A 26,433-nucleotide genomic window follows, 5' to 3' on the forward strand; every position below is an offset into this window, starting at 1 on the left:
CCGAGCGTCCGGGTGCCCGGCCGCCTGCTGGTCGGTCGGTCCGTGCACGGGCAATTAGGTGTGGATGTTTATGCGGACCAAACCCTACTGGACGCTATTTGAGGTCACGCGGGGAGGGGGTACAACGCGCCGGGGCACACCCCGAAGGGATGGAATCCCGCACTCCGGGGGCCTTCTGACAGTGCGCCCGGCCGGTCGGCGCGGGCGGGTTGTAGCGTGCTGAGGTGTCCTATTTCGATACGGCTTCGGCCGCTCCGCTGCACCCAGTCGCCCGGCAGGCGCTGCTCGCCGCCCTCGACGAGGGGTGGGCCGACCCCGCGCGGCTGTACCGCGAGGGGCGCCGGGCGCGGCTGCTGCTCGACGCGGCCCGCGAGGCCGCGGCGGACGCGGTCGGCTGCCGCCCCGACGAACTGGTCTTCACTCCTTCGGGGACACGCGCGGTGCACACGGGTGTGTCCGGCGCCATGGCGGGCCGCCGTCGGACGGGCCGTCAGGTGGTGGTCTCGGCCGTCGAGCACTCGTCGGTGCTGCACGCGGCGGAGGCGTACGAACGGGTGACGGTGGGCGTCGACCGGTCGGGGCGGGTGGCCGCCGCGGACTTCGCGGCGGCGCTGCGCGCGGACACCGCGCTGGCCTGCCTCCAGTCCGCCAACCACGAGGTGGGTACGGTGCAGCCGGTCGCGGAGGCGGCGGCGCTGTGCCGGGCGGCCGGGGTGCCGCTGCTGGTGGACGCGGCGCAGTCGCTGGGCTGGGGGCGGGTCGAGGGCGAGTGGTCGCTGCTGACGGCGAGCGCGCACAAGTGGGGCGGGCCGTCCGGGGTCGGGCTGCTCGTGGTCCGCAAGGGCACCCGCTTCGCGCCTCAGGGGCCCGCGGACGAACGGGAGTCGGGGCGCGCGCCCGGCTTCGAGAACCTGCCCGCGATCGTCGCCGCCGCCGCGTCGCTGCGGGCGGTGCGCGAGGAGGCGGCCCGGGAGGCCGTCCGGCTGACGGCGTTGGTGGACCTGATCAGGTCGCGCGTGCCGCGGGTCGTGCCGGACGTGGAGGTGGTCGGCCACGGCACGCTGCGGCTGCCGCACCTGGTCACCTTCTCCTGCCTGTACGTCGACGGCGAGGCGCTGTTGACCGGTCTCGACCGGGCCGGTTTCTCGGTGTCGTCCGGATCGTCGTGCACGTCGAGCACGTTGACGCCCAGCCATGTGCTCAAGGCGATGGGTGTGCTGTCCGAGGGGAACGTACGGGTGTCGCTGCCGCCGGGGACCGCCGCGGAGGACGTCGAGCGCTTCCTCGCGGTGCTGCCGGGGGTCGTGGCCGAGGTCCGCTCGGCGCTGGGCGCGCCGTCGGCCGCGTCGGCCGGGCCCGGCCGACAGGGCGGGCGGGAGCCGCGGGAGTCCGCTCTGGTCGTGGACTCGCTCGGCAAGCTCTGCCCGATCCCGGTCATCGACCTCGCGCGGGTCATCGACGACGTGCCGGTCGGCGGCCTCGTCACCGTGCTGTCCGACGACGAGGCCGCCCGGCTCGACATCCCCGCGTGGTGCGAGATGCGGGCCCACGACTATCTGGGTGAGCGCCCGGCGGAGCGCGGCACCGCGTACACGGTGCGGCGCAGGGCCTGACGGGCGCTCATCCGGGAGCGTTCAGCGCGCGCCGAGGTGCGTGCGGACCTCTTCGGCGGCGGTGTCGCCGTACGCCTTGCTGAAGCGCTGCATGAAGTGGCCGCGGCGCAGCTCGTACTCCTGGGTGCCGACGGTCTCGATGACGAGGGTCGCCAGCATGCAGCCGACCTGCGCGGCGCGTTCGAGGCTGACGCCCCAGGCGAGCCCGGACAGGAAGCCGGCGCGGAAGCCGTCGCCCACTCCGGTGGGGTCGGCCTTGGTCTGTTCCTCGGCGCAGCCGACCTGGACGGGCTCCTCGCCCTTGCGGTCGATCCGGACGCCGTGGGAGCCGAGGGTGGTGACGCGGGTGCCGACCCGGTCCAGGATCTCCTCGTCGCTCCAGCCGGTCTTGGCCTCGATGAGGCCCTTCTCGTACTCGTTGCTGAAGAGGTACGCGGCGCCTTCGAGCAGGACGCGGATGTCGTCGCCGTCCATCCGCGCGATCTGCTGGGAGAAGTCGGCGGCGAAGGGGATGCCGCGGGTCCTGCACTCCTCGGTGTGCCGGATCATCGCCTCGGGGTCGTCGGCGCCGATCGAGACCAGGTCGAGGCCGCCGACGCGGTCGGCGACGGCCTGGAGCTCGATCAGCCGGGCCTCGCTCATGGCGCCGGTGTAGAAGGAGCCGATCTGGTTGTGGTCGGCGTCGGTGGTGCAGATGAAGCGGGCGGTGTGCAGCACCTCGGAGATCCGTACGGACGAGGTGTCCACGCCGTGCCGCTGGAGCCAGGCGCGGTACTCGGCGAAGTCGTTGCCCGCCGCGCCGACCAGGATCGGCGAGGTGCCGAGCTGGCCCATGCCGAAGCAGATGTTGGCGGCGACCCCGCCGCGCCGCACGTCGAGACCGTCCACGAGGAAGGACAGCGAGACCGTGTGGAGCTGGTCGGCGACGAGCTGATCGGCGAAACGGCCGGGGAAGGTCATCAGATGATCAGTGGCGATGGATCCGGTTACGGCGATACGCACGGCGGCAGGCTCCTGCGGGGGATCGACGAGAAGAGCAGGCGTCCCACGCTACCGGGTGCGGCGTAGCAGTCGGACACGGCGAAACTACCCGATAGTAGGGCTTTCTCGATGGTCCGCCCGTGCCTAGGGTCGAGGTATGAGGTCTACCCCCGCCGCACCCGTGCCGTCCTCCGCTTCCGCCCTTTCGGCCACGCCTCCGGTGTCCGCGTCGTTCCCGCTCGCCGAGCCCGAGTCGCTCGACCAGTTGCTCGGCGACTGCCGCCGGATGGCCGCGCACTGGCACACCCCGGCCGCCAAGGCCCAGGCCGTGGTCGCCCCCGCCAGCCTGCACGGCATCGTCGTCCCGCCCGCGTCCGCGCACGTGGTGCGCGGTATGGCCGAGTTCGGCGACTAGGGCCTGTCCGGCGTATCACGAACGGCCCCTTCGGCGGGGCCCGCGTCGCCGTTCCCCCGGACGGCGCAACGGGCCCGGCGGAACCGGAATCCGGCCCGCCGCGTCAGATCCGCATCTGACGTACGGAGCCGAAGGAGCACGCGGTGAGCACCGAACGCGACGACGACAACGCGGACCCGACGACGGAAGAGCCCCGCCCCGAGCGGTCCGCGCCCCGGCCACGGCTGTTGGTGGCGGCGGTGGCCGCCGCCGTCCTGCTGGCCGGTGGCGGCGGGGCGTACTGGGCGGCGACCGCGAACGAGGGCGGTCACCCGAAGGCCGGGCCGGCCCCGCTGCGGCTGAACGACGCCCCCGGCGAAGGCTCGGGCAGCGCGGACGGCGGCGGCGCGGACAACGGGACGAGCAGCGGTCCGGCGAGCGGCGGCACGTACACGCTGACCGGCTCGCTGCCCAAGGGCCCCGACTCCGCCGCGGTCTACCGCGGGGAGGGTCCGGTCGTCGCGGCCGACGCGGAACGGCTGGCGAAGCTGCTCGGGATGAGCGGCCCGGCCACCGCGCAGGGCGACTCGTGGCGGGTGGGGCCGGGCGACGGCGCGGGGCCGACGCTGCTGGTCACCAAGGCCGCGCCGGGCACCTGGTCGTACAGCCGGTACGGCGCGACCACCGTCAACCCGGCGGAACCTGCCTATCCCCCGCGGCCGGTGAACCCCGGCGGCCCGGAGAAGAGCGGCCCGGGGACGGACACCGGCACGGGCTCCAGCGATTCGAGCAACGCCGACAGCCCCGGCAGCCCCGGCACGAACGGACCGGTGTCCTCCGCCCCCGCGAGCGGTACGACCTCGACGCAGGCGCCGACGCCCGAGCCGCCGGTGTCCGAGCAGCGCGCGAAGGCGGTGGCCGCGCCCGTACTGGCCGGTCTGGGCCTGTCGGGCGCCACGGTCGACGCGCACGAGACGGCGGGCGCGCTCCGCGCGGTGACGGCCGACCCGGTCGTGGACGGCCTGCCCACGCACAACTGGAGCACCGGCCTCGACGTCGGCTCCGACGGGCTGATCACGCTGGCGCACGGCCGCCTCTCGGCGCTCGACAAGGGCGACAGCTATCCGGTGGTGAGCGCCGCGCAGGCGCTGAAGGACCTCAACGGGCAGGTGATGCACCCCGATCACGGGATCGCCGCCTGTCCGGCGAAGTCGGCGCCCGCGCCGAAGCCGAGCGCTCTGCCGACCACGCCCGGCGAGGACAGGACGCTCCCCCACACGCTGCCGTGCGTGCCGGGCAACGGCCATCCGATGGACGTGCGCGGCGCCGAGTTCGGCCTGTCGCTGGACTACGTGTCCGGCGCCCAGGTGCTGGTGCCGTCCTGGCTCTTCGAGGTCGCGCAGCCCGGTGTGAGCCGGTCGAGCGTGGAGGCGCAGCCCGCGGTGGACCCGGCGTACATCCAGCGTGACGCGCCCGGTACCGCCGTGCCGCCCTCCGGCGTGCCGGAGCAGCCGAGCGGGCCCGCCCAGCGGCACCACACGGTCGGTCTGACCACGTACCACGCGGACGGCGGCACGCTGTCGCTGACCTTCTACGGCGGGGTGTGCAGCACGTACAGCGCGAAGGCCGCGGAGTCGGCGGACGAGGTGCGGGTGACGGTGACCGCGGCCGACAAGGGCGGCACGTGCGTCACGCTCGCCAAGGAGTTCACCGAGAAGGTGACGCTGGACAAGCCGCTCGGCGGCCGTACGGTGGTGGACACCTCCAGCGGGCACCCGCTGAAGGCGCGCTGAGCGCACCGCCTAGGCCGGGCACACGTGAAGGCGGCGGCACCCCCTCGCAGGGGTGCCGCCGCCTTCGTGCTCCGGTGCGGCCGGGCGTGGGCCCGGCCGCGGACCGGTTAGCTGAACGAGTCGCCGCAGGCGCAGGAGCCGGTGGCGTTCGGGTTGTCGATCGTGAAGCCCTGCTTCTCGATGGTGTCGACGAAGTCGATCGAGGCGCCGCCCAGGTACGGGGCGCTCATCCGGTCGGTGACGACCTTGACGCCGCCGAAGTCCTTGACCACGTCGCCGTCGAGCGAGCGCTCGTCAAAGAAGAGCTGGTAGCGCAGTCCCGAGCAGCCACCGGGCTGGACGGCGACGCGCAGAGCGAGGTCCTCACGGCCCTCCTGCTCCAGCAGGGTCTTCACCTTGATGGCGGCAGCGTCGGACAGGAGGATGCCGTCCGTCGTGGTGGTCTCGTCCTGAACCGTCATGTGCTTCTCTCCCGGGTTGTACGGACTGCTGGCTACCGACTGCTAACCGGCAACCGCGCGGATTCATTCCGTGCGTGTCGAGGTCCGCTACGACTTATTCCCCTCCATGCTCGCACACCGCGGCGGCGGCGAGGGAGGGCGCGGGGAGCGGTGAGAGCGAATGCGTCACATTGACGAAACCGGCATCGTCAATCTGACACGAACGGGCTATCATAGATAACGTCAAGTAGACGAAAAGGTCTGCGCTGCAAAGAAAGGGCTACGGGCCCGTGACCACGACGCAACCGCTGGACGTACAGCCCACGCCTCTCGCACTCCTCCTGCTCGGCCGGGAGTCCGACCCCCGCAGCGAGCGCGGAGTCGAGTGCCCCGGGGACCTGCCCGCACCGTCCGACCCGGACCTGGTGGAGCGCGCCCGCGCCGCCAAGGCCCGCCTCGGCGACAAGGTCTTCATCCTCGGCCACCACTACCAGCGCGACGAGGTGATCGAGTTCGCGGACGTCACCGGCGACTCCTTCAAGCTCGCGCGGGACGCCGCCGCCAGGCCGGAGGCCGAGTACATCGTCTTCTGCGGTGTGCACTTCATGGCCGAGTCGGCCGACATCCTCACCTCGGAGCGGCAGCAGGTCATCCTGCCCGACCTCGCCGCGGGCTGCTCGATGGCCGACATGGCCAGCGCCGAGCAGGTCGCGGAGTGCTGGGACGTGCTCGCCGAGGCGGGCGTGGCCGACGTCACCGTGCCGGTGTCGTACATGAACTCCTCCGCCGACATCAAGTCCTTCACCGGCCGCCACGGCGGCACCATCTGCACCTCGTCCAACGCCCGGCGCGCGCTGGAGTGGGCCTTCTCGCGGGGCGAGAAGGTGCTCTTCCTCCCCGACCAGCACCTCGGCCGCAACACCGCCGTACGCGACATGGGCTTCTCGCTGGACGACTGCGTCGTCTACAACCCGCACAAGCCGAACGGCGGTCTGACCGTCGAGCAGCTCCGCGCGGCCAAGATGATCCTGTGGCGCGGCCACTGCTCGGTGCACGGCCGCTTCTCGCTGGAGTCGGTCGAGGACGTCCGCGCCCGGATACCCGGCGTCAACGTCCTGGTGCACCCCGAGTGCAAGCACGAGGTGGTCGCGGCGGCGGACTACGTCGGCTCGACCGAGCACATCATCACGATGCTGGATGAGGCCCCCGCCGGTTCCGCGTGGGCGCTGGGCACCGAGCTGAACCTGGTGCGCAGGCTCGCCAACTCCCACCCCGACAAGCAGATCGTCTTCCTCGACAAGACCGTCTGCTTCTGCTCGACGATGAACCGGATCGACCTGCCGCACCTGGTGTGGACGCTGGAGTCGCTGGCCGACGGCAAGCTCGTCAACCGCATCCAGGTCGACGCGGAGACCGAGCACTTCGCGAAGCTGGCACTGGAACAGATGCTGGCCCTGCCGTAACGCGCGGCGCGATGATGGACGCGTGATCCTTCGACCGGTACGTGACGACGAGGAGGACGCCGAAGTCGTGCGGGTGATCTCGTCCGCCGCCTTCGGCGCCTCGCACGTGCTGAAGGGCGAGGCGCCGCAAGGGCCGTTACCGGCCGCGGAGATCGCCAGACAGCACAGCACCACCCGGCACCTGGCGCGCAGCGACCCCGGCGGCTGCTGGCTGATCGAGGACGGGACGGCGGGCCCGGTCGGGGTCGCGCTGTCCACCCGGCGCGAGGGCACCTGGGGCCTGTCGCTGCTGGCCGTGGTGCCCGGCGCACAGGGCAAGGGCGTCGGAAAGGCGCTGCTCGCGCGGGCGTTGGTGCACGGCAGGGCGTGCCTGCGCGGCATCATCTGCGGCTCGCGGCACCCGGTGGCGGCCCGTACGTACCGCAGGGCGGGCTTCACGCTGCACCCCGCGATGCGGCTCACGGGCCCGGTGGACGCGGCCGGTCTCAAGCCGCCGGACGGCGCGGTGCATGAGGGCACCGCCCGCCACCGCGACCTGCTGGACTCCCTCGACCGCAGGACCCGGGGCGGCGCGCACGGCGCCGACCACGAGGAACTGCTGCGCCACCACCGGCTGTTCGTGGTCGACGACCTCGCGGGCAGCGGCTACTGCTACCTGCGCGGCGGCAGCGTCGAGCTGATCGCCGCCACCTCGCGGCGTCTTGCCTCCCGCCTCCTGACCGCCGCGCTGCTGAGCGTCCCCGAGGGCGAGACCGCCCGCGTCGACCGGCTGACCGCCGAGCAGGACTGGGCCCTGGACGTCGGGATCGCCGCCGGCCTGGAGATCGCCAACGCCGGATTCGTCTGCCTGCGCGGCATGCGCCCGCCGATGCCGTACATCCCCTCGGAGACCTTCCTCTGAGGAGTCTGACGAGGCGGCTCCGCTGCGGGCGGGCGGGCGGGCGGTGGCGGGGCGGGCGAAGGGCCCGGCCGGGGGCGCGGTCAGCGGGGGTGGGGGCGGACCAGGCCCGACTCGTAGGCGGCGACGACCAGTTGGGCGCGGTCGCGGGCGGCGAGCTTGGCCATGGTGTGGTTGATGTGGGTCTTGACGGTGAGCGGGCTGACGCCGAGGCGCGCCGCGATGGCCGCGTTGGACAGCCCGCCCGCCACCTCGATCAGCACCTCCCGCTCCCGGACGGTCAGCGCGTCGAGACCGGCGACCGTACGGACCCCGGCGTCGATCTGCTGCGACACGAAACGCGCGATCAGGCTCTTGGTCGCGGACGGCGACAGCAGCGCGTCCCCCGCCGCCACCGTCCTGATGCCGCCGAGCAGTTCCTCCGGCTCCGCGCCCTTGCCGAGGAAGCCCGCGGCCCCCGCGAGGATCGCCTGCACCACGTACTCGTCGGCCTCGAAGGTGGTCAGCACCAGCACCGCGACCCCGGTCAGCTCCGGGTCGGCGGTGATCTCGCGGGTGGCGGCGAGGCCGTCGGTACGGGGCATCCGGATGTCCATCAGCACCACGTCGGGGCTTGCGGTCCTGGCCAGTTCGACCGCCTCCGCGCCGTCGGTGGCCTCCCCGACCACCTCCATGTCGGGCTCGGACTCCACCAGGACGCGCAGCGCGCCGCGCAGCAGGGCCTGGTCGTCGGCGAGGACGACGCGCAGCGGTCCCCGCGCGCGCTCGTCGGCGAGGCGGCCGGTGCCGATCATCCGGCGCTCCCATGGGCGCGCGGCGGGACGGCCGGGGCGGCGGCCGGGTGCGGGGGCGTGGAGAGCGGGAGCCGGACCCAGACGCGGAAGCCGCCGCCGGGGCGGGCGCCGGTGCGGCACATGCCGCCGAGCGCGCTGGCCCGTTCGTGCATGCCGAGCAGGCCGTGGCCGCCGGGGGCGCCGTCGCGCGGATCGGCGGGACACAGCGGGCCGCCGTCCCCCGTACCGCCCGCGCCGCCCGTACTGCCCGTGCCGCCTGCACCGCTGCCGCGCCGGGGCCCCGGCAGCGCGCCGGACGGCAGCAGCGAGGCGGCCTCGCCGGGCGCGCCGTCGTCGTCCACCACGACTTCGAGCACGCCCGGCTCACGGCGGATGCGGACGACGGCGCCCGCGCCGGGGCCCGCGTGCTTCTGCACGTTCGTGAGGGACTCCTGGATCACGCGGTACGCGGTGAGGTCGACGCTGGCGGGCAGCGGCGGCACGGCCGGGTCGTCCGCCGCGCTCCCGCCCCGCTCCCCCGGCCCGGCACGCGCGTCCTCGCGCACCTCGTGGCCGTCGACCGCGCATTCGACGGTGACGCGCAGCCCGGCGCGCAGGAAGCCGTCGAGGAGCTGATCGAGGACGGCGAGGCCCGGCGCCGGTTCCATCGGCGCCTCGGGCTCTCCCGACTGGCGCAACAGGCCGACGGTGGCGCGCAGTTCGTGCAGGGCGGACCGGCTCGCCTCGCGGACGTGCGCGAGGGCCTGCTTGGCCTGGTCGGGCCTGCTGTCCATGACGTGCGCGGCGACCCCGGCCTGCACATTGACCAGGGCGATGTGGTGGGCGACCACGTCGTGCAGCTCGCGGGCGATCCGCATCCGTTCCTCCGCCACCCGCCGTCTGGCCTCCTCCTCGCGGCTGCGTTCCGCGCGCAGCGCCCGTTCCTCGACGGCGGCGACGTACGCGCGGCGGCTGCGGGCCGCGTCACCGGCCGCCGCGGCCATGCCCGTCCAGGCGAAGACCCCGAAGTTGGACTGCCCGTACCAGGGCCCCGGACCGCAGGACATGGCCAGCGCGGTCAGTCCGACGCTGACCAGCAGGCCGGTCACCCAGGTGGTGTGCCGGTCGGTGCGGGCGGCGACGGTGCACAGGGCGAGGGCCACCGCGAAGATCACCGGGATCCGGCCGTCCACCGGGCGCAGCGCGATGAAGACCGCGGAGAGCACACAGGTGAAGACCAGCACCGCCCACGGGACGCGGCGGCGCAGGACGAGCGACCCGCAGGCCAGCGCCGCGAGCGCGGTGTCGACCAGGCCGAGCCGGTACGTCTGGATCCCGGCCACCGTGCCGGCCAGGATCACCGCGAAGACGAGGGCGGCGAGACCCGCGTCAGCCGTCCCCTGATGCGCCCGCAGCCAGCGGCTGGGGCCCACGAGAGGATTCCTCGGCGGAAGCGGATACTGCACGGTAGGCAACGGTACGGGAAGCCCGGCGCGCCCCGTACCCGCCCGGTGCCCCGCCCTCAGCCCGGGATCAGTCCGTCGTCGTTGAGCAGTTCACGGACCTCTTCGAGGCTCGCGTCCGGCGACGGCAGGATCAGTGTCGACGGCTCCAGGGAGTCGTCGGGCACCGGCTCCCCGAAGCGGCGGACCGCGTCGAGCAGGGCGCCCAGCGTGCGCCGGAAGCCCTCCTCGTCCCCGTTCCTGACCTCGGCGAGCAGCTCGTCGTCCAGCTTGTTCAGCTCGCCGAGATGGCTCTCGTCGAGCCCGACCTGGCCCTCCCCCATGATCCGTACGATCATGACGGCCTCCTCCGTAACCCTGCTGACGTGCCGCCCGGCGGCCGAGCCTGCCTGTCCTGCGTACCCCTGCGGCGCGCGTCCCTGTCCACGTCCACCGCAGTCCACATCCACCGCTGGTCACGACCTACCGCCGGTCATGACCTCCTGCCGGTGAGACCTACTGCTTGTCGAACCGCGGGGTGTCCTGCGGTTCGGGCTTGGCGGCCTGACCGCCCTGCCCGCCCTCGATCGCCTGCGGCGCGCTGCCGCCGGCCAGCTCGGCCTTCATCCGCTGGAGCTCCAGCTCGACGTCGCTGCCGCCGGAGAGACGGTCGAGCTCGGACTGGATGTCGTCCTTGGCCAGACCGCTCGGGTCGTCGAGGGCGCCCGAGGCCAGCAGCTCGTCGAGAGCGCCCGCGCGGGCCCTGAGCTGCTCGGTCTTGTCCTCGGCACGCTGGATCGCCATGCCGACGTCGCCCATCTCCTCGGAGATGCCGGAGAACGCCTCGCCGATCTGGGTCTGCGCCTGGGCCGCGGTGTACGTGGCCTTGATGGTCTCCTTCTTCGTGCGGAAGGCGTCCACCTTGGCCTGGAGCCGCTGGGAGGCGAGCGTGAGCTTCTCCTCCTCGCCCTGGAGCGTGGTGTGCTGCGTCTCCAGGTCGGCGACCTGCTGCTGGAGGGCGGCCCGGCGCGACAGCGCCTCGCGGGCCAGGTCCTCACGGCCCAGCGCCAGCGCCTTGCGCCCCTGGTCCTCGTAGGTCGACGACTTCTTCTGCAACTCCGTGAGCTGCAATTCGAGCCGCTTACGGGAGGTGGCGACGTCCGCCACGCCCCGCCGTACCTTCTGCAGCAGTTCGAGCTGCTTCTGGTACGAGTAGTCGAGCGTCTCGCGCGGGTCCTCGGCCCTGTCCAGGGCCTTGTTGGCCTTCGCGCGGAAAATCAGTCCCATCCGCTTCATGACACCGCTCATGGGCCTCGCGCGCCCCCTTCTCCGGCAACTGCTCCAGCATGCCTCAGCACCTCTACAGACCCCAGCCTACGGGCCCTGGTTCCATTACCGCACTGTTCGGGTGCGGATGCGGTCATCCGTAGGGACGATCACGGTTCGGTGACCTCAGGCCCAAGGAGTAGGTGAGGGGCTGGGGCCGGGCCCGGGAACCACGTAACCTGGAGGTGTGTTCCGACGTCGTTCCGAAGATGAGCAGGTCTCGACCACCGCGGTGATCGAGGACCAGGTACGTGACCCGCAGGCTCCCAAGGGTCGCCCCACTCCGAAGCGCAGTGAGGCCCAGAGCCAGCGCCGCAAGGCCGTCACCGCGCCGACCGACCGCAAGGCGGCCACGCGGCAGGCCCGCGACGCCCGCCGCACCGAGATGGCCAAGCAGCGCCAGGCGCTGGCCGGTGGCGACGAGCGGTATCTGCCGGTCAGGGACAAGGGGCCGGTGCGCAAGTTCACCCGCGACTACGTCGACTCGCGGTTCCGGGTGGCCGAGTTCTTCCTGCCGGTCGCGGTCCTGATCCTCGTGATGAGCATCATCGGCTCCCTCCAGAGCCTGTCGCTGCTGCTGTGGCTGGTCGTGATCGTGGCGATCGTGGTCGACTCGTTCGTCACCGCGTTCCGGCTGCGCCAGCAGTTGCGCAAGCGGCTCCCCGACAAGAGCCACAAGGGCGCCGTCGCCTACGGGCTGATGCGCACCCTCCAGATGCGCCGTCTGCGGCTGCCCAAGCCGCAGGTGCAGCGCGGCGACCAGCTCTGAACGGCGGCGGATCCTGAACGACGCGAGGGCGGCCGACGCCGCCGGTTTCGGTGCGCCCGCTCCGGGCGGGGACGACCCGTCCGCCGGGTCCTTCGGCGCGGTGACGCCGTACGGGTCGGCGTATCCGGCCGGCGCGTACGGCTTCGGGACTCCGGCCGCCGGCGTGCCCGTCCCGCCCCCGGCTCCCGCCGCGGAGCCGCCCGGCGCGGGCGGCTTCTCCGGCGGCGCGGGCAACTGGCTGGCCGGGCTCGACGGCCTGCGCAACACCGTCAGGCAGGAGCTGGTCTCGCGCCAGCTCGACGAGCGCCTCACCGCGCACTTCCCGCCCAGCGGCGGCGCCCACGCCCGGCACCAGCGGTCGCTGCGCGTGCTGGACATCGGCCCCGGCCAGGGCACCCAGGCGCTGCGGCTGGCCCGCGCGGGCCACATCGTGACCGGTCTGGAGTCCGACCCGGCGATGCTCACCGCCCTGCGGGCCGCGGTCGCCGCCGAGCCGCAGGACGTACGCGACCGGATGGCGCTGCTGCGCGGCGACGGCCGCCAGACCGGCCGCCACTTCGGGCCCGCCTGCTTCGACGTCGTGCTCTGCCACGGCGTGCTCATGTACGTGCCCGACCCCGAGCCGCTGCTCGCCGCGCTCGCCAGGGTGCTGGCCCCCGGCGGCCTGCTCTCGCTGCTCGTGCGGAACGGCGACGCGCTGGCCATGCGGCCGGGGCTGCTCGGCGACTGGTCGGGCGCCCTGGGCGCGGTCGGCGCCACCGGCTACACCAACCGGCTCGGCCTGACCACCCGCGCCGACCGGCGCGAACGCCTCACGGCGACGCTCGCCGGGATCGGTGTGCCCCTCCAGGAGTGGTACGGGGTGCGGGTCTTCACCGACACCGCGCCGGACGGCGCGCGCCCTCCGCAGGACCCGCACGAGCTGGCCCAACTGCTCGACGCGGAGGAGGCCGCCGGGCGGACCGATCCGTACCGCGCGGTGGCCGCGCTGCTGCACCTGTGCGGCGTGCGCTGCTGACCGCGCCTGCGTGAAGGTTGTCCGCACGGAGGTCCGCGTGGAGGCCCGTACGGAGATCCGCGTTATGGCCGCGGGGAGGTCCGAGTGAGGTCCCGGGTGGGGGCCCGAGTGAGGTCCCGCGGGGAGGCCCGGGCGGAGGACGGTGTCCCGGCGGAGGCGAGACCCGTTTGGCCGTGCGGGCCGGGTCAAGGGCAGCTTCAAACGTGACAATTCAGGCATGAGTGGATCGCGTACCCCTTGGCACCGCACCCGGTTCCTGCTGCCCGGCGCCGCCGCCGTCTGCGCGACGGCGATGTTGGCCTCCGGTTGCAGCTCCGACTCCGGCTCGGCGGCGAGGTCGGCCCCCGCCACGGTGGCGCCCGCGGCTGACACGTCCTCGTCGGGGAGCAACGACCTCCAGACGTCGTACGAGAACACCGTGAAGAACGTGCTGCCGTCGGTCGTGCAGATCACGACGAACTCCGACCTCGGCTCCGGGGTCGTCTACGACGACAAGGGCGACATCGTCACGAACGCCCATGTGGTCGGCACCGCGAAGAGCTTCCAGGTCAATCTGGCCACCGGCGGCAAGGCGCTGGCCGCGACCCTGGTGGCGACCTACCCGGCCGAGGACCTGGCCGTGATCAGGCTGTCGTCGCCGCCGAGCGGTCTGCACCCGGCGAGCTTCGCGGACTCCTCGAAGGTGGCGGTCGGCCAGATCGTGCTGGCGATGGGCAATCCGCTGGGGCTGTCGAGCAGCGTCACCGAGGGCATCGTGTCGGCGACCGGCCGCACGGTCAGCGAGGGCGCCACGGGCGGCGGGACCGGCGCGACCATCCCCGACATGGTGCAGACCTCGGCGTCCATCAATCCGGGCAACAGCGGCGGCGCGCTGGTGAACCTCGCCAACCAGGTCATCGGCATCCCCACGCTGGCCGCGACCGACCCGCAGCTCGGCAGCGGCTCGGCGCCCGGCATCGGCTTCGCGATCCCGTCCTCGACGGTCACCCGGATCGCCGGCCAGATCATCAAGGACGGCAAGGTCGTGGACTCCGGCCGGGCGGCGCTCGGCATCACCGTGCGCGGCGTCGTGGACAACGGGCTCCAGCCCGCGGGCGCCGCGATCGTCTCGGTGACCAAAGGGGGCGCCGCCGAGAAGGCCGGGCTCACGACGGGCGACGTGATCACCAAACTGGGCTCGACGCCGATCACCACGGCGCAGACGCTGACCGAGGCGCTGGCCTCGTACAAGCCGGGCGACAAGGTGCGGGTCGGCTACGAGCAGGACGGGGCGGCGAAGACCGTGGAGGTCACGCTGGGCTCGCTGTGAGCGGTACGGCATGACGACGGCGGTGCCGCACCCCGTGCGCGGGTGCGGCACCGCCGTCGTTCCGGACAGGCCCCGAGGTCAGTCCTCGTCGCCGTGCAGGCTCATCGGGCCGTAGATCTTGGTGTCGCCGTCGAAGAGGTGGACCTGGTCGGTGCCGCCTTCCAGCAGTTCCTTCCAGACCTCGCCCACCCAGGACTCCGCGTCGCCCTGTGTGGTGAACTCCTCGGGCTGCACCGCGGGCTGCACCTCGGTGCCGTCGGCCTTCTCGAACCGCCACGTCCACGCCATGTGTGTCTCTCCTCGGTCCCGTCGGTCCACCGTGCCGCCCGCACTCCCGTTCCCGCCGCCGCGAGCTGCGGGGATCACCGGGCGCGTGCCGCCTGCACCGCAGCGTATCGGGAGTCCTCGCCGTATCGGGAGTCTCCGCATGGCGGACCCCGCGCGCTCGGCGCGGCAGGACGCGAGACGATCGTCCCGTGGAACTGACTCTGCTCGGCACCGGCGGCCCCGAGGGGCTGCCGCTGCCCGACTGCCCCTGCGCGGCGTGCGCGCTCGCCGTCGGCGCGGGCGCGCGCGGCGCGACCGCCGTTCTGGTGGACGGTGTGGTGCTGCTCGACCTGACGCCCGGGGTGGCGCTGGCCGCGGCGCGGGCCGGGCACACGCTCGGCGGGCTGCGCCTGGTGCTGCTCTCGCACCCGCACGACGGCCCGGCCGTGGAGATCCCGCCGGGGCTGCCCGCCCCGACCCGCGTCCCCGACGGGCAGCGGCTCGCGCTGATCACCGGGCACCATGTGCAGGCCGTCGCCATGGACGCGCCCGGCACCGGGTACGCCGTCGAGTCCCCCGACGGGCTGCGCGTGCTCTACCTCCCGCCGGGCGGCGCGCCCGCCGGGACGCCGGACGGGCAGGTGCCGTACGACCTCGTCCTGCTCGACGCCGTCGGACGGCCGGACGCCCTCGCCCGGCTGCGCGCCGCGGGCGCCGTCGGGCCGACCACCGACGTGGTCGCCGTCCACCTCGACCACGGGGCGCCGCCGCGGCCGGAGCTGGGCCGACGGCTGGCGGCCCTCGGGGCCCGCGCGGTCCCCGACGGTACGACGCTGACCGTCGGGGACTACCAGGAGGTGCCGGACATCCCGCGCCGGACCCTCGTGCTGGGCGGGGCCCGCTCGGGCAAGTCCGCCGAGGCCGAGCGGCGGCTGGCCGGTTTCCCCGGGGTCCTCTACGTCGCCACCGGGGGGTCTCGCGACGGCGACGACGAGTGGGCCCGCCGGGTGGCCGCCCACCGCGAGCGCCGGCCCGCCTCGTGGCGCACCGAGGAGACCTGCGACCTCGTCCCCCTGCTGACCGCCCCCGGCCCGCCCCTGCTCATCGACTGCCTCGGCCTCTGGCTCACGTCCGTCCTCGACAAGGCCGACGCCTGGGCGCCGGGGGCTTCCCTCGACGAGGTCCGCGGCCGTACCGCCGAGCTCGTCGCCGCCTTTCGCCGCACCCCGCGCACCGTCGTCGCCGTCTCCAACGAAGTCGGCTCCGGCGTCGTCCCCTCCCACCCCTCCGGCCGCCTCTTCCGCGACGAGCTCGGCCGTCTCAACGCCGCCGTCGCCGCCGAATCCGAATCCGTCCTCCTCCTCGTATCCGGCCTCCCCCTCCCCCTCCGCTGACCCCTTCGCCCGGACGGCGAACCGACCTTCTAGCGGCGTGGGGAACGCTCCCGCACGTCACCACCCGCCCCGGCGGGGCAGATCGGTCGTCCCCGGACCACCGGCCGGTGGGGGCTGGCCGCGCAGTTCCCCGCGCCCCTGACGGGGCGGGCCGTCCTTCGCGCGGACGGCGAACCGACCTTCTAGCGGCGCGGTGAACCCGTGAGGCCACGCCGGCGAGGCGACCGGTAGGGTTCCACGGGTGAGCGGCATCGACTTGGACGACTTCGGCTCCCTCGTGGAGCGGCCCGACGCTGGGGTTCGACGCGACTCGCAGGAGCGCTGGCAGAAGCTGGTGCGTCCGGCGGGAGGGCTGGGGAAACCGGCCGAGCTGGCGGACTGGCTGGCGGCGGTGCGCGGCGAGGTGCCGACCGGGCCGATCGCGGCGCCGCGTGCGCTGATCTTCGCGGCCGACCACGGCGTGGCCTCGCTGGAGGTGTCGGCGCGTAAGGCCGGTACGGCCACCGAGTTGGTGAAGGCGGTGCTGGACGGCACCGCACCGGCCAGCGTGCTGGCGCGCCAGTACGGCGCGCACGTCGACGTCATCGACATGGCGCTGGACTGCGACCCGTCCGAGCTGCCGGACTACGTGACGGCGCACCGCGTGCGCCGCGGCTCCGGCCGGATCGACATCGAGGACGCGCTGACGCGGGAAGAGGCCGAGCAGGCGTTCCGGGTCGGCATGACCGTCGCGGACGAGCAGGCGGACTCCGGCACGGACCTCGTACTCCTCGGCGACCTGAGCGTCGGCGGCACGACGCCCGCCGCCGTACTGATCGCGGCGCTGTGCGGCACGGACGCCTCCGTCGTGACCGGCCGCGGCTCCGGCATCGACGACCTCGCGTGGATGCGCAAGTGCGCCGCGATCCGTGACGCGCTGCGCCGGGCCCGCCCGGTCCTCGGCGACCAGCTCGCGCTGCTGGCCGCGGTCGGCGGCGCCGACTTCGCCGCGATGACCGGCTTCCTGCTCCAGGCGGCGGTCCGCAAGCTCCCGGTGGTCCTCGACGGAGTCGTCAGCGCCGCGTGCGCGCTGGTCGCCCAGCGGATCGCCTTCCGGGCGCCGGACTGGTGGCTGGCGGGTCACGCCAGCGGCGAGCCGGGCCAGGCGAAGGCGCTGGACCGGATCTCCCTCGAACCGCTGCTCGACCAGGGCGTGCACCTCGGCGGCGCGGCCGGCTCCCTGCTGGCCCTCCCCCTCCTCCAGGCCGCGGCGGCGCTGTCGGCCGAACTCCCGTACCCGGCGGAGAAGCCGGACCCGGAGCCGGAGAAGGACGCCGAGGACACCGAGGACGCCGAGGAAGCCAAGGACCCCGAAGAGGCAGAACCGCAGGCAAAGGCCGAGACGGAGCCGGCGCCGCAGCCGGAAGCCGACCCCGCCTCGTAACCGAAAAGCCCCTCGGCGGAACCGTCCCCGCCGAGGTGCGAGCGGCCCGGCGCGACCCTAAATCGGGCATTACGTCATAAAATCCCCTCCTATGGGAACGGGCAGCACCACCAGCACACAGCCGCGCCCTCACGCGTGTCCGGGACGCGCGGCCACCTTCGCCGTCCGCTACCTGCGCACCGTCGCGTGCGTGAATCTCCTCGGCGCCGTCTGGGTCTCCTTCGGCCAGGACATCCGCCGCCACAACGTCGAGGACTACTTCACCCCGTACCTGCTGAGCGCGGGCTTCACCTCCGGCGCCTTCGCCCTCTTCCTGGCCGTCACCATGCGCCGCCGCAAGCGCGCCGCGTGGATCCTCAACCTCGTGCTGTGCGGGCTGTTCCTGGCCGCGCTGTCGGTCAGCATGGTGTGGCCCGACATCCACCGGCACGCGCAGAACTGGATCTCGCTGGCGCTCACCGCCGCCTTCCTGGCGGCGCTGCTCGTCGGCCGCGGCGAGTTCCGGGCGAAGGGCGACCCCGCCAACCCGCGGGACGCGGCCCTGGTGGCCGCCGCCGGTCTGCCGCTGGCCGCGCTGCTCGGCACCGCGCTGGTCACGGTCACCAACGACGACCAGGGCGCGGGTTTCGGCGACTGCCTCGGCTACGCGGTCCTGCGGCTGGTGTCCCTGGTGCCGGACGACAGCGGCTCGCTGACCATCTCCACGCCCGGCTGGGTGGACGTCGTCATCAACGCCATGAGCGCACTGCTCTTCCTGCTCGTGCTCTTCGTCGCCTTCCGCTCGCCGCGCGGCCGGGCGCTGCTGTGCCCGGCGGACGAGGAGCGGCTGCGCGGCCTGCTCGACCGGCACGGCGACCGCGACTCGCTCGGCTACTTCGCGCTGCGCCGCGACAAGAGCGTCATCTGGTCGCCCAGCGGCAAGTCGGCCATCGCCTACCGGGTGGTGGGCGGTGTCTCGCTGGCGTCCGGCGACCCGATCGGCGACCCCGAGGCATGGCCCGGCGCCATCGAAGCGTGGCTGGCGGAGGCGGCGGGGCACGCGTGGGTGCCCGCCGTGATGGGCGCGAGCGAGGAGGCCGGTACGGTCTACGCCCGGCACGGCCTGGACGCGCTGGAGCTGGGCGACGAAGCCATCGTGGACACCGCCGAGTTCACCCTTGAGGGCCGCGCGATGCGGACGGTCCGGCAGGCGTACAACCGGGTCGCGCGCTCCGGCTGCACCGTACGCATCCGCAGGCACGCCGACATCCCGGCCGCGGAGATGGCGGCGCTGCTGGAGCGGGCCGACCGGTGGCGGGACGGCGGCACCGAGCGCGGCTTCTCGATGGCGCTGGGGCGGCTGGGCGACGCGGGCGACGGGCAGTGCGTGATGGTCGAGTGCCACGACGGCGACGGCGTGCCCCGGGCGCTGCTGAGCCTGGTGCCGTGGGGTCCGCGCGGGCTGTCGCTGGACCTGATGCGGCGTGACCGGGGCGCGGACAACGGGCTGATCGAGTACATGGTGATCGAACTCGTCCAGCGGGCGGACGAGGTCGGCGTGGAGCAGATCTCGCTGAACTTCGCGATGTTCCGGTCGGTCTTCGAGCGCGGCTCACGGCTCGGCGCGGGGCCCGTCCTGCGGGTGTGGCGGTCGCTGCTGACGTTCTTCTCGCGCTGGTGGCAGATCGAGTCGTTGTACCGGGCGAACGCCAAATTCCGCCCGATCTGGGAGCCCCGCTATCTGCTCTTCGGCAAGTCCAGCGAACTGCCCCGGATCGGAATCGCGGGCGCCCGCGCCGAGGGTTTCCTCGAAGCGCCCAGAATGCCGTCGCCGCTGCGCCGCAGAGAACGGTTCACCGCCAAGTGAGGGGCCCCGCGCGGGCCGCCGGGGAGCCCGGCCCCGCGGAGGCGCGGTGAGCGCGTCCGACAAGGTGCGGGAGTTCGCGCGCGCCGAGTGGGGGCAGATGGCGTACGACGTACGCGACCGGCTCTGGGCGCGCGGGCTGCGGGCGATTCCGCTGACGCTGTGGTCCTGCGTGGGCATCCTCTGCCTCCAGCTCGTCCAGCACGCGCAGGGGCCGAGCGACTGGGTGGACCGGCTCGGCGGCATCTACTGCACCCTGCCGTGGTGGAAGGCGCTGCTGCGCACGCCCCTGTCGCTGTTCATCCCCGATCCGACGCTGCCGATCTGGGGGCTTGTCATCCAGGTCGTGGTGGTCTTCGGGATCGCCGAGACGACGCTGGGCGCGCGCCGGACGCTGGCCATCGCGCTGTACACGACGCTGGCCGGCACGACCTTCGCCCGCTACTCGTACTGGGTCGGCCCCGACGGCTTCCTCGGGCTGCCCGTCGTCGAACTCATCGGCCGCGACACCGGGCCCTCCGCCGCGGTCGTCGCGCTCGGGGTGTACGTCGCCTGCCGGTACCACGCCTGGTGGACGGCGGCGGCCGTGGCCATGTCCATGGTCATCGAGGTGCTCGCCCTCGCCAATCTCGCCGGTTACGAGCACCTGACCGCGATCATCGCCGTCCTGCTGCTCTTCGCCGTCGAGACCTGGTGGGCGCGGCGGCGGCGCCGTACCGATTCCTCCGGGGACGGCCCCTCGGGGGCCGGCGGCGACGACCACGCCGACCTGGTGCGCTGAGCCCGCGGCCACGCTGACCTGGCGCGATAGCCTCACGCGGTGACCGAACCCGAACCCGAGGCCGTGTCCGGGCCCTTGCCCGAGCCCTTGCCCGAGCCCGGCGGCAGGGCGACCGTCGGCGACGCCCTGCGCTTCGCCTTCGGCACGCTCAGCGTGCTGCCGGTGACGGTGACGCGCTGGGACCGGGCGGCGGCGCGCGGCGGGATGCTGGCCGCGCCGCTGGTCGGCGCCGTCGTCGGTCTCGGCGCCGCGCTCGGCGGCGGCGTCCTGACCGCACTCGGCGCGAGCCCGCTGCTCGCCGCCGTCGGGGCGGTCGCCGTGCCCGCCGTCGCCACTCGCGGCCTGCACCTGGACGGGCTCGCCGACACCGCCGACGGGCTCGGCAGCGGGCTGCCCGCCGAGGGGGCGCTGCGCGTCATGAAGCAGTCCGACATCGGGCCCTTCGGCGTCCTCACCCTCGTGCTGGTCCTGCTCGCCCAGACCGCCGCCCTCGCCTCCTGCTACGCGCACGGCTGGCGTTACGGCTGCACCGCCGCCGTGCTGTCCGCCGTCCTCGGCCGCGCCGCCATGACGCTCGCCTGCCGTACGGGTGTACGCGCCGCCCGGCCCGGCGGCCTCGGCGCCGCCGTCGCCTCCGCCGTGTCCCTGCGGGGGGCCTGGTCGGCCGGCGTCCTCTGCTGCGCCCTCGCCTGCGCCGCCGGCCTCCCCTTCGGCGGCCTCACCCCCCTCCGCGCCGGCCTCTCCGCCGCCCTCGCCCTCCTCTGCGCCGAACTCCTCCTCCGCCACGCCGTCCGCCGCCTCGGCGGCACCACCGGCGACGTTTTCGGCGCCCTCTGCGAAACCGCCACCACCACCTCCCTCCTCCTCCTGGCCCTCCGCTGACCCCCTCCGGGGCGTGCGGTGACCCGCGGCAGCGTTCCCCGCGCCCCTCAAAAGACCGGCCCGCCGCCCGGACAAAAGACAGTGCGCCCCACCAGGGGCGCGAGGAACTGCGCGACCAGCCCCCACCGGCCGGTGGCCCGGCGACAACCGAACTGCCACGCCGAGGCGGGTGGTGACCCGCGGCAGCGTTCCCAGCGCCCCTGAAAAGACCGGCCCGCCACCCGGACAAAAGACAGCGCGCCCCACCAGGGGCGCGAGGAACTGCGCGACCAGCCCACACCGGCGGGTGATCCGGGAACAACCGGATTGCCCCCCGGGGCGGGTCATGACCTGCCGAAGCGTCGTGGGTGAGCGCGCGCACGCGGCGGCAGGTGGGGGGCGGGGAGGAGTGGCGGGAGAGGGGTGGGTGGGGGAGCGCGCCGCAGGCGTAGGGTCGGGGATTGGGCAACGGGCGCGTGCCGCCCCGCTGATGTGGCGGAATACGATGCCCGGGGCCGGGCCGGGCCAACCAACCGGCCGCAGCACAGGACCTCGACCGAATAGGACCCCCTCCACCGTGACTGCTCTGACACTCAGTACCTCCTCCGCCGCAGCGTTGCGTGCGGACGCCGTCGTCGTGGGCGTGACCAAAGGGGCCAAGGGCCCCAAGGTCGCACCGGGGGCGGAGGCGGTGGACAAGGCGTTCGACGGAAAGCTGGCCGCCGTACTGGAGACGCTGGGCGCCTCGGGTGCGGACGGCGAGGTGACCAAGCTCCCGGCACCCGCGGGCCTGAAGTCCGCGGTGGTGGTCGCGGTCGGCCTCGGCGACACCCCCGAGGACGGCACCGGCTTCGACGCCGAGGCGCTGCGCAGGGCCGCGGGCGTCGCCGCCCGCGCGCTCGGCGGCGCGAAGAAGGCGGCGTTCGCGCTGCCCGCCGCCGACCCGGCGGACCTGGAAGCGGTCGCCACCGGCGCGCTGCTGGGCGCGTACGCGTTCACCACGTACCAGGCCGAGAACGGCAAGGGCACGCTCGGCGAGGTCGCCGTGACCGGTGCCAAGCCGCGCGACAAGGCGCACAAGGCCGCGGCGGCCCGCGCCGTCGCGGTGGGCGCCGAGGTGAACCGGGCGCGCGACCTGATCAACACCCCGCCCAACGACCTGAACCCGAAGGCGTTCGCCGCCGCCGTACAGGCCGCGGGCAAGGAGCACGGCCTCAAGGTCGAGGTGCTGGACGAGAAGGCGCTGGCCAAGGGCGGCTACGGCGGCATCCTCGGCGTCGGCCAGGGCTCGGCGACGCCGCCCCGGCTGGTCCGGGTGGCGTACACCCACGCCAAGGCGACCCGTACCCTCGCCTTCGTCGGCAAGGGCATCACGTACGACTCGGGCGGCATCTCGCTGAAGCCGCCGGGGCACAACGAGACGATGAAGTGCGACATGAGCGGCGCCGCCGCGGTGTTCGCCGCGGTCGTGGCGACCGCGAAGCTCGGCCTCGAGGTCAATGTGACCGGCTGGCTCGCGCTGGCCGAGAACATGCCGGGCGGCGGCGCCACGCGCCCCGGCGACGTGCTGAAGATGTACAGCGGCACGACGGTGGAGGTGCTGAACACCGACGCCGAGGGCCGTCTGGTGCTGGCCGACGCGCTGGCCCGCGCCTCCGAGGAGGCCCCGGACGCGATCGTCGACGTGGCGACGCTGACCGGCGCGATGGTGCTGGCGCTGGGCGAGGGCCGGTTCGGCATCATGTCGAACGACGACGGCTTCCGTACCCGGATCCACACCGCGGCGCTGGCCGCGGGCGAGGACTCCTGGCCGATGCCGCTCCCCAAGGAACTGCGCAAGACCTTCGACTCCCCCACCGCCGACATCGCCAACATGGGTGTGCGGCCGGGCGGCGGCCTGATCGCGGGGCTGTTCCTGAAGGAGTTCGTCGGCGAGGGCATCACCTGGGCCCACCTCGACATCGCGGGCCCCGCCTTCCACGAGGGCGCGCCCTTCGGCTACACCCCCAAGGGCGGCACCGGCACCGCGGTCCGCACCCTGCTCAGCCTGGCCCACCAGGCCGCGGACGGCGATCTCCTCTGACCGCCGCGCCGCACCCTGCTCCGAACAGGTGAGATAGGTCACTTACGGCCCCGGACGGCGCGTCCGGGGCCGTATTCGACGGGTCTCACCCCACAGGCCGATGACCCGTCCGCCGCGAACAAGTGCGAAGATGTGGTTCGGCACGACAGGGCCCCCTTTTAGACAAAGCGGCCGAACCAAAGCCGCCGCCCGGTCATGGTGGACCGGCTCCGGCGAACCCATGCATGGAGGACGTGACGTGGCGAACGACGCCAGCACTGTTTTCGACCTAGTGATCCTCGGCGGCGGCAGTGGCGGCTACGCAGCCGCGCTGCGTGCCGCGCAACTGGGACTGGACGTCGCCCTGATCGAGAAGAACAAGCTCGGGGGCACCTGTCTGCACAACGGCTGCATTCCCACCAAGGCGCTGCTGCACGCCGGTGAGATCGCGGACCAGGCTCGCGAGAGCGAGCAGTTCGGCGTGAAGGCCACCTTCGAGGGCATCGACATCGCGGCCGTCCACAAGTACAAGGACGACGTGATCGCGGGCCTGTACAAGGGCCTCCAGGGCCTGGTGGCCTCGCGCAAGGTGACATACATCGAGGGCGAGGGGAAGCTGTCCTCCCCCACCTCGGTGGATGTGAACGGCCAGCGGATCCAGGGCCGGCACGTCCTGCTCGCGACCGGTTCCGTACCGAAGTCGCTGCCGGGCCTGACCATCGACGGCGACCGGATCATCTCCTCCGACCACGCGCTGGTCCTGGACCGGGTGCCGCAGTCGGCGATCATCCTGGGCGGCGGCGTGATCGGCGTCGAGTTCGCCTCGGCGTGGAAGTCCTTCGGCACCGACGTGACCATCGTCGAGGGTCTGCCGCACCTGGTGCCGGTCGAGGAGGAGAACAGCTCCAAGCTGCTGGAGCGCGCCTTCCGCAAGCGCGGCATCAAGTTCAACCTGGGCACCTTCTTCCAGAGCGCCGAGTACACCGACAGCGGTGTCAAGGTCACCCTGGCGGACGGCAAGACCTTCGAGGCCGAGGTGCTGCTGGTCGCCATCGGCCGCGGCCCGGTCTCGCAGGGCCTGGGGTACGAGGAGCAGGGCGTCGCGATGGACCGCGGCTATGTCCTGGTCGACGAGTACATGCGCACCAACGTGCCGACGATCTCGGCCGTCGGCGACCTGGTCCCGACGCTCCAGCTCGCGCACGTCGGCTTCGCCGAGGGCATCCTCGTGGCGGAGCGGCTGGCCGGTCTCAAGACCGTGCCGATCGACTACGACGGTGTCCCGCGCGTCACGTACTGCCACCCGGAGGTCGCCTCCGTCGGCATCACCGAGGCGAAGGCCAAGGAGCTGTACGGCGCGGACAAGGTCGTCACGCTGAAGTACAACCTGGCGGGCAACGGCAAGAGCAAGATCCTCAAGACGTCCGGCGAGGTCAAGCTCGTCCAGGTGCGCGACGGCGCCGTCGTCGGCGTCCACATGGTCGGTGACCGGATGGGTGAGCAGGTGGGCGAGGCCCAGCTCATCTACAACTGGGAGGCGCTGCCCGCCGAGGTCGCGCAGCTCATCCACGCGCACCCGACCCAGAGCGAGGCGCTCGGCGAGGCCCACCTGGCCCTCGCGGGCAAGCCGCTGCACTCGCACGACTGACCCTCCTCCACGCCACCCCATCCGCACAGATCGTTAGGAGTAACCGCAACCATGGCGGTTTCCGTAACCCTGCCGGCGCTCGGCGAGAGCGTGACCGAGGGCACTGTCACCCGCTGGCTGAAGGCCGAGGGCGAGCGCGTCGAGGCCGACGAGCCGCTGCTCGAGGTCTCGACCGACAAGGTCGACACCGAGATCCCCTCCCCCGCGTCCGGCGTGCTCGCGTCCATCAAGGTCGCCGAGGACGAGACGGTCGAGGTCGGCGCCGAGCTGGCCGTCATCGACGACGGCAGCGGCGGCGGCGCGCCCGCGGCTGCCCCGGCTGCCGCGGCCGAGCCCGAGCCCGCCCAGGCGCCCGCGGCTCCCGAGCCCGCCCAGGCACCTGCGGCTCCCGAGCCCGCTCAGGCGGCTCCGTCCACCGAGCAGGCGGCGCCCGCGCCCGCCCCGACCGCCGAGGCGGCCAGCGGTGGCGGCGGCGCGAGCGGTACCGACGTCGTCCTGCCCGCGCTCGGTGAGTCCGTCACCGAGGGCACCGTGACCCGTTGGCTGAAGGCCGTCGGCGAGAGCGTCGAGGCCGACGAGCCGCTGCTGGAGGTCTCGACCGACAAGGTCGACACCGAGATCCCGTCGCCGGTGGCGGGCACCCTGCTGGAGATCCTGGTCCAGGAGGACGAGACCGCGGAGGTCGGCGCGAAGCTGGCCGTGGTCGGCGCCGCTGGTGCCGCCCCGGCCGCGGCACCCGCGCCCGCGGCCCCGGCTCCCGCCGAGGCACCCGCCCCGACTCCGGCTCCGGCCCCCGCGGCTCCCGCCCCCGCCGCACCGGCTCCCGCACCGGCTCCCGCACCGGCCGCTCCGGCACCGGCACCGGCCCCCGCGCCTGTCGCCGCCGCTCCGGCTCCCGCGCCCGCCGCGCCCGCGCCCGCCGCTCCGGCACCGGCGCCCGCTCCGGTGGCCCCGGCCGCCCCGGCTCCCGTCGCCACCAGCGGTGACGACGGCGCCTACGTCACCCCGCTGGTCCGCAAGCTCGCCTCGGAGAGCGGCGTGGACCTCGGCTCGGTGCGCGGCACCGGCGTCGGCGGCCGCATCCGCAAGCAGGACGTCATCTCCGCCGCGGAGGCCGCCAAGGCCGCCGCGTCGAAGCCGGCGCCCGCCGCGGCCCAGAAGGCGGCGCCCTCGGTGTCGCCGCTGCGCGGCCAGACGGTCAAGATGACCCGGATGCGCAAGGTCATCGGCGACAACATGATGAAGGCCCTGCACTCGCAGGCGCAGCTCACCAGCGTCGTCGAGGTGGACCTGACCCGCGTGATGCGGCTGCGCAACGCGGCGAAGGACGCCTTCGCGGCCCGTGAGGGCGTGAAGCTGTCCCCGATGCCGTTCTTCGTCAAGGCGGCGGCCCAGGCGCTGAAGGCCCACCCGGTCATCAACGCCCGGATCAACGAGGACGAGGGCACGATCACCTACTTCGACTCCGAGAACATCGGGATCGCGGTGGACTCCGAGCGCGGTCTGATGACCCCGGTCATCAAGGGTGCGGGCGACCTCAACATCGCCGGTATCGCCAAGAAGACCGCGGAGCTCGCGGGCAACGTGCGGGCCAGCAAGATCACCCCGGACGACCTGGCGGGCGCGACCTTCACGATCAGCAACACCGGTTCGCGCGGCGCGCTGTTCGACACGGTCATCGTGCCGCCGAACCAGGCCGCCATCCTCGGTGTCGGCGCGACCGTCAAGCGCCCGGTGGTCGTCGAGACCCCCGACGGCACGGTCATCGGTGTCCGGGACATGACGTACCTGGCGCTCTCCTACGACCACCGGCTGGTGGACGGCGCGGACGCCGCCCGTTACCTGACGGCGGTCAAGGAGATCCTCGAAGCGGGCGAGTTCGAGGTCGAGCTGGGCCTGTAAGGCCGCACACGGGCCTGTACGGCGTGTATGACG

At 73.5% G+C, this 26,433-nt stretch carries 23 protein-coding genes; 16 read left to right on the forward strand and 7 right to left on the reverse strand.

Going from position 1 to position 26,433, the window contains the following annotated elements; genetic code table 11:
- Positions 1–224: 224 nt before the first annotated feature.
- Complete coding sequence (locus ACFY9V_RS06625) at positions 225–1,613, forward strand: aminotransferase class V-fold PLP-dependent enzyme (RefSeq protein ID WP_391159820.1); 1,389 nt, start codon at positions 225–227, stop codon at positions 1,611–1,613.
- A gap of 21 nt (positions 1,614–1,634) precedes the next feature.
- Here ACFY9V_RS06625 and ACFY9V_RS06630 read toward each other — a convergent pair whose 3' ends face one another.
- The gene (locus ACFY9V_RS06630) at positions 1,635–2,615 is read right to left on the reverse strand and encodes a carbohydrate kinase family protein (RefSeq protein WP_355334284.1); all 981 of its coding nucleotides are present in this window, start codon (positions 2,613–2,615) and stop codon (positions 1,635–1,637) included.
- A gap of 136 nt (positions 2,616–2,751) precedes the next feature.
- Between ACFY9V_RS06630 and ACFY9V_RS06635 the strand changes: the two genes are divergently transcribed.
- Positions 2,752–3,009 (forward strand): hypothetical protein, encoded by a 258-nt coding sequence (locus ACFY9V_RS06635; protein ID WP_355334286.1) that lies wholly within the window; start codon positions 2,752–2,754, stop codon positions 3,007–3,009.
- A gap of 143 nt (positions 3,010–3,152) precedes the next feature.
- Positions 3,153–4,781: a hypothetical protein gene (locus ACFY9V_RS06640; protein WP_391159821.1), complete on the forward strand. Its 1,629-nt coding sequence runs from the start codon at positions 3,153–3,155 to the stop codon at positions 4,779–4,781.
- A gap of 107 nt (positions 4,782–4,888) precedes the next feature.
- Here the strand turns inward: ACFY9V_RS06640 and ACFY9V_RS06645 are convergent, their stop codons facing one another.
- On the reverse strand, positions 4,889–5,242 hold the full coding sequence (locus tag ACFY9V_RS06645) for an iron-sulfur cluster assembly accessory protein (RefSeq protein ID WP_188281477.1): 354 nt from the start codon (positions 5,240–5,242) through the stop codon (positions 4,889–4,891).
- 269 nt (positions 5,243–5,511) lie between these two features.
- Here ACFY9V_RS06645 and nadA point away from each other — a divergent pair, with 269 nt between their 5' ends.
- A complete protein-coding gene (gene nadA, locus ACFY9V_RS06650) occupies positions 5,512–6,684 on the forward strand; it encodes a quinolinate synthase NadA (RefSeq protein ID WP_355334291.1) in 1,173 nt (390 codons plus the stop codon).
- Between the two features lie 22 nt (positions 6,685–6,706).
- A complete protein-coding gene (locus ACFY9V_RS06655; protein WP_355334294.1) occupies positions 6,707–7,585 on the forward strand; it encodes a GNAT family N-acetyltransferase in 879 nt (292 codons plus the stop codon).
- Positions 7,586–7,665: 80 nt separating this feature from the next.
- On the opposite strand, the gene ACFY9V_RS06660 is transcribed toward ACFY9V_RS06655, so the two are convergent.
- The 4 genes from ACFY9V_RS06660 to ACFY9V_RS06675 form a co-directional block, all read right to left on the reverse strand.
- The gene (locus ACFY9V_RS06660; RefSeq protein ID WP_391124074.1) at positions 7,666–8,376 is read right to left on the reverse strand and encodes a response regulator; all 711 of its coding nucleotides are present in this window, start codon (positions 8,374–8,376) and stop codon (positions 7,666–7,668) included.
- Complete coding sequence (locus tag ACFY9V_RS06665) at positions 8,373–9,788, reverse strand: histidine kinase (RefSeq protein ID WP_391159824.1); 1,416 nt, start codon at positions 9,786–9,788, stop codon at positions 8,373–8,375. Before ACFY9V_RS06665 ends, ACFY9V_RS06660 begins: the two co-directional genes overlap by 4 nt.
- A gap of 89 nt (positions 9,789–9,877) precedes the next feature.
- Positions 9,878–10,156 (reverse strand): hypothetical protein, encoded by a 279-nt coding sequence (locus ACFY9V_RS06670; RefSeq protein ID WP_188282672.1) that lies wholly within the window; start codon positions 10,154–10,156, stop codon positions 9,878–9,880.
- A gap of 157 nt (positions 10,157–10,313) precedes the next feature.
- On the reverse strand, positions 10,314–11,105 hold the full coding sequence (locus ACFY9V_RS06675; RefSeq protein ID WP_355334301.1) for a PspA/IM30 family protein: 792 nt from the start codon (positions 11,103–11,105) through the stop codon (positions 10,314–10,316).
- A gap of 205 nt (positions 11,106–11,310) precedes the next feature.
- On the opposite strand from ACFY9V_RS06675, the gene ACFY9V_RS06680 reads away from it, so the two are divergent.
- The 3 genes from ACFY9V_RS06680 to ACFY9V_RS06690 all read left to right on the forward strand — a co-directional run bounded on the left by ACFY9V_RS06680 (position 11,311) and on the right by ACFY9V_RS06690 (position 14,219).
- Positions 11,311–11,892, forward strand: a complete 582-nt coding sequence (locus ACFY9V_RS06680) for a DUF3043 domain-containing protein (protein ID WP_355334304.1) — start codon at positions 11,311–11,313, stop codon at positions 11,890–11,892.
- Positions 11,893–12,130: 238 nt separating this feature from the next.
- Positions 12,131–12,910, forward strand: coding sequence for a methyltransferase domain-containing protein (locus ACFY9V_RS06685; RefSeq protein WP_391044264.1), 780 nt, complete (start codon positions 12,131–12,133; stop codon positions 12,908–12,910).
- 217 nt (positions 12,911–13,127) lie between these two features.
- Positions 13,128–14,219, forward strand: coding sequence for a trypsin-like peptidase domain-containing protein (locus tag ACFY9V_RS06690; RefSeq protein WP_391159826.1), 1,092 nt, complete (start codon positions 13,128–13,130; stop codon positions 14,217–14,219).
- 78 nt (positions 14,220–14,297) lie between these two features.
- Here the strand turns inward: ACFY9V_RS06690 and ACFY9V_RS06695 are convergent, their stop codons facing one another.
- The gene (locus tag ACFY9V_RS06695) at positions 14,298–14,507 is read right to left on the reverse strand and encodes a hypothetical protein (protein ID WP_355334309.1); all 210 of its coding nucleotides are present in this window, start codon (positions 14,505–14,507) and stop codon (positions 14,298–14,300) included.
- A gap of 188 nt (positions 14,508–14,695) precedes the next feature.
- Here ACFY9V_RS06695 and ACFY9V_RS06700 point away from each other — a divergent pair, with 188 nt between their 5' ends.
- From ACFY9V_RS06700 to sucB, 8 genes are all read left to right on the forward strand, one after another.
- Positions 14,696–15,880: a bifunctional adenosylcobinamide kinase/adenosylcobinamide-phosphate guanylyltransferase gene (locus ACFY9V_RS06700; RefSeq protein WP_391159828.1), complete on the forward strand. Its 1,185-nt coding sequence runs from the start codon at positions 14,696–14,698 to the stop codon at positions 15,878–15,880.
- 241 nt (positions 15,881–16,121) lie between these two features.
- On the forward strand, positions 16,122–17,303 hold the full coding sequence (gene cobT / locus ACFY9V_RS06705) for a nicotinate-nucleotide--dimethylbenzimidazole phosphoribosyltransferase (RefSeq protein WP_391159830.1): 1,182 nt from the start codon (positions 16,122–16,124) through the stop codon (positions 17,301–17,303).
- 91 nt (positions 17,304–17,394) lie between these two features.
- On the forward strand, positions 17,395–19,149 hold the full coding sequence (locus ACFY9V_RS06710; protein WP_355334317.1) for a phosphatidylglycerol lysyltransferase domain-containing protein: 1,755 nt from the start codon (positions 17,395–17,397) through the stop codon (positions 19,147–19,149).
- 46 nt (positions 19,150–19,195) lie between these two features.
- Entirely contained in the window at positions 19,196–19,927 is a 732-nt protein-coding gene (locus ACFY9V_RS06715; protein ID WP_355334320.1) for a hypothetical protein, read from the forward strand.
- 87 nt (positions 19,928–20,014) lie between these two features.
- Positions 20,015–20,809: an adenosylcobinamide-GDP ribazoletransferase gene (locus ACFY9V_RS06720; RefSeq protein ID WP_355334719.1), complete on the forward strand. Its 795-nt coding sequence runs from the start codon at positions 20,015–20,017 to the stop codon at positions 20,807–20,809.
- 556 nt (positions 20,810–21,365) lie between these two features.
- Positions 21,366–22,871 carry a leucyl aminopeptidase gene (locus ACFY9V_RS06725; protein WP_355334322.1) on the forward strand — a complete coding sequence of 502 codons (1,506 nt, stop codon included), beginning with the start codon at positions 21,366–21,368 and terminating at the stop codon, positions 22,869–22,871.
- A gap of 238 nt (positions 22,872–23,109) precedes the next feature.
- Positions 23,110–24,498, forward strand: coding sequence for a dihydrolipoyl dehydrogenase (gene lpdA, locus ACFY9V_RS06730; RefSeq protein WP_355334324.1), 1,389 nt, complete (start codon positions 23,110–23,112; stop codon positions 24,496–24,498).
- A 51-nt stretch (positions 24,499–24,549) separates the two neighbouring features.
- Positions 24,550–26,400: a 2-oxoglutarate dehydrogenase, E2 component, dihydrolipoamide succinyltransferase gene (gene sucB, locus ACFY9V_RS06735; protein WP_391159833.1), complete on the forward strand. Its 1,851-nt coding sequence runs from the start codon at positions 24,550–24,552 to the stop codon at positions 26,398–26,400.
- The last annotated feature ends 33 nt before the right edge of the window (positions 26,401–26,433 follow it).

This window comes from Streptomyces sp. NPDC008317, from assembly GCF_042955955.1.
GTDB lineage: Bacteria > Actinomycetota > Actinomycetes > Streptomycetales > Streptomycetaceae > Actinacidiphila.